General features: G+C 40.4%; 3 protein-coding genes. All 3 read left to right on the top strand.

Annotated features, from left to right (window positions below; genetic code table 11):
• Positions 1–186: 186 nt before the first annotated feature.
• The 3 genes from ABDZ53_RS02775 (at position 187) to ABDZ53_RS02765 (ending at position 2609) form a co-directional block, all read left to right on the top strand.
• Complete coding sequence (locus tag ABDZ53_RS02775) at positions 187–594, top strand: hypothetical protein (RefSeq protein WP_343753757.1); 408 nt, start codon at positions 187–189, stop codon at positions 592–594.
• Between the two features lie 416 nt (positions 595–1010).
• Positions 1011–1652, top strand: a complete 642-nt coding sequence (locus ABDZ53_RS02770; protein ID WP_343753754.1) for a bifunctional 2-keto-4-hydroxyglutarate aldolase/2-keto-3-deoxy-6-phosphogluconate aldolase — start codon at positions 1011–1013, stop codon at positions 1650–1652.
• 12 nt (positions 1653–1664) lie between these two features.
• The gene (locus ABDZ53_RS02765; RefSeq protein ID WP_343753752.1) at positions 1665–2609 is read left to right on the top strand and encodes a sugar kinase; all 945 of its coding nucleotides are present in this window, start codon (positions 1665–1667) and stop codon (positions 2607–2609) included.
• Positions 2610–2794 lie beyond the last annotated feature (185 nt).

Here is a 2794-nt window from a genome sequence, read left to right as displayed (position 1 = left end):
AGCGGGCAAAATCGCACTGTTAACAAGGAAAAGTAGTAAACCGGTTAGGTTTTGACACCCTAACCATATTATACTAAAAACCCCCTATTCTATCTATCGAAATCATAGGTAGAATAGGGGTTTTTCAGCAGTCTCGAAAACTCAAAAGACTTTTTGCTAAAAGAAGGATACATTGTTGAGAAATCTGTGAAAGTCTTAGGTATCACTTCTCCTTTTATAGCTGTGACCAATAAAGGGCAGAGACTATTGGATCAACTCACTCAATATGAAAATCACCTTATCAGTATGGCAAAAGACAAAACTTTATCTTATCGCCAACTGATTCCAGAAGAAAGCTTCCTCATATGGGCAGCTCTATACGGCAAAGAAGAAGAGCTCATTAAGCGTTTGGAAGACTTGATGCCTGACTGGTCAGAAGGAGACATGGCGTCTTTCCCTCCATACTATATGCATTACTACGGCCTACAAGTCTTTTCCAGCAGCATGCATTCCGGTAGAGCAGCCGCAGGATATTCCAGCGCTGGGATGGGTGGCGGAACATCTATCGGTGGCGGCGGAGGAGCTATGGGTGGCGGCGGTGGCGGTGCACGCTAACATGTAACTTAATTCTGTGAGTCTTCAACGGGTTCTAATATCCCGTTGAAGGCTTTTTTATTTATATCCTACCTAAGCAGTCAATAAACAGTTCGTCCGGTCGAATAAAAGTCCTTTATTAGACCGGAGAGGAGAAAATACTGTCGTTTAAGTCGTTAAAATCAGTTTATGCTACCTTACTCGTAAAAAAAACCGTTCTCTGGTCGAATAAAGTACTCATGAGGTTATAAAAGAATGCCTAACAGTGATTTAATTTTTCCCATTTTATGGTATGATAAAATAGGTTGATTTTAATTGAAATCAAGTCACATGAATAGTGTAAGCGCTAGTATGATTATGGAAGTGTAAGAAAAATAATCTATGATCATTTCACTTTGCGCTGCTTTCAAAAAACAATAAAGATAGGAGATTTTTCTATGACCAAGAAACAACATATTTTATCTAACCTAAAGGATAACTATTTATTTGCGGTTATTCGCGGAAGCTCTGCAGAAGAAGCGACTCAAATTTCGGAAGCGGTTTACGAGGGCGGCATTAAAAATATTGAAGTGACGTTTACGACACCTCAAGCAGATGAATCTATTAAAGCTTTATCTAAAAAACATGCTGAGACGGACATGGTTGTTGGAGCCGGTACAGTTATGGACGCAGTGACAGCTCGTATAGCTATTATCGCAGGGGCTGAATTTATTGTGAGTCCGAACTTTGTTCCAGAAATTTCAACTATGTGTAACACATACGGTATTCCCTATCTTCCAGGTTGTGGAACGGTGACAGAAATTGCTAATTCTATGGCGACTGGTGTTGAAGTGGTTAAAGCTTTCCCAGGCGGTATTTTAGGCCCAGACTTTATAAAAAATGTTCACGGTCCTATTCCGCATGCTGAAATTATGCCTTCAGGCGGAGTGAGCCTGGATAACATGGATCAATGGGTGGATGCTGGTGCTTGGGCAGTTGGAATCGGAAGTGCTTTAACTAAAGGCATGAAAGAGAATGGATTAGACCAAGTTAAAGAAAATGCTTCTACATTCGTTAAGAAGTACGAGGAATTGAAATAAGGAAGTGGACAGATGACAGACGTTGTTTTAGTTGGAGAACCAATGGGCCTCTTTAGCGCAACAGAATATGGTTCGTTAAAGGATGCCAAGGAGTTTAATAAATCTATCGCTGGTGCCGAATTTAACGTAGGTATTGGTCTAGCCCGTTTGAAGCACTCAGTCGAGTACGTCACTAAAGTGGGTCAAGACCCAATTGGAGAATTTATAGTAGAAGAGATAGAAAAAGAAAATATAGGCAGTGATTTTATAAGTTACTCTGATACCTATCAAACAGGCTTGATGCTGAAGAGTAAAGTCAGTGAAGGGGATCCGGTAACGGCCTATTATAGAAAATCAAGTGCCTTTACAACGCTCTCTAAAGAAAATATTGCAGGTATTGATTTTTCTAAAGTCAAATTGTTACATGTGACCGGAATTCCGCCTGCAGTGAGTGAAACGGTTAGAGAGGCTATTATTTATTTAATGAAGAAAGCTAAAGAAGCCGGAACGATTATTACATTTGATCCAAATTTAAGACCTTCTTTATGGAACTCAACAGAAGAAATGATTGAAGTCCTAAATGGATTAGCCTCCTATGCTGATGTCGTTTTACCGGGCGTCAGTGAAGGGAAAATGCTGACAGGTATAGATGATATAGAAGGCATGTCTCAATATTATTTAAATTTGGGTGCGGAAGCAGTCATTGTGAAGTCAGGTGAAGAGGGAGCCTACATAACTGAAAAAGGGAAAGAGACCTTAAATGTTAAAGGCTTTAAAGTCTCTCATGTTGTAGACACCGTCGGAGCGGGTGATGGTTTCGCTGTTGGCATTATCCATGCTCGCCTAGAAGGCTTGTCTTGGGAAGAAGCAGCCACGTATGCCAACGCCATTGGTGCTCTTCAAGTGCAGCATCCAGGCGATAACGAAGGCTTGCCGACAAAGGAAGAGTTAGAAGCGTATATAAAAGCGAATAAGTAATTAAGAAGTGATAGTGAGTGAACGCTCATTATCACTTTTTTGCATGTCTAAACGAAAAGAAAGACCTCATAAATAAAGGCATAAACTTGACACACTACTTTGTGAATGGTATAACCTCATCTTTAACACCCAAAACCCCGATAAATCCCTACACTAAGGGATTTACCGGGGTTTAAAAATGCTCA

Source organism: Alkalibacterium iburiense (assembly GCF_039521845.1).
GTDB classification, from domain to species: domain Bacteria; phylum Bacillota; class Bacilli; order Lactobacillales; family Carnobacteriaceae_A; genus Alkalibacterium; species Alkalibacterium iburiense.
Note: the sequence above shows the minus strand (reverse complement) of the source record. Positions and strands in the feature narration are given on the sequence as shown.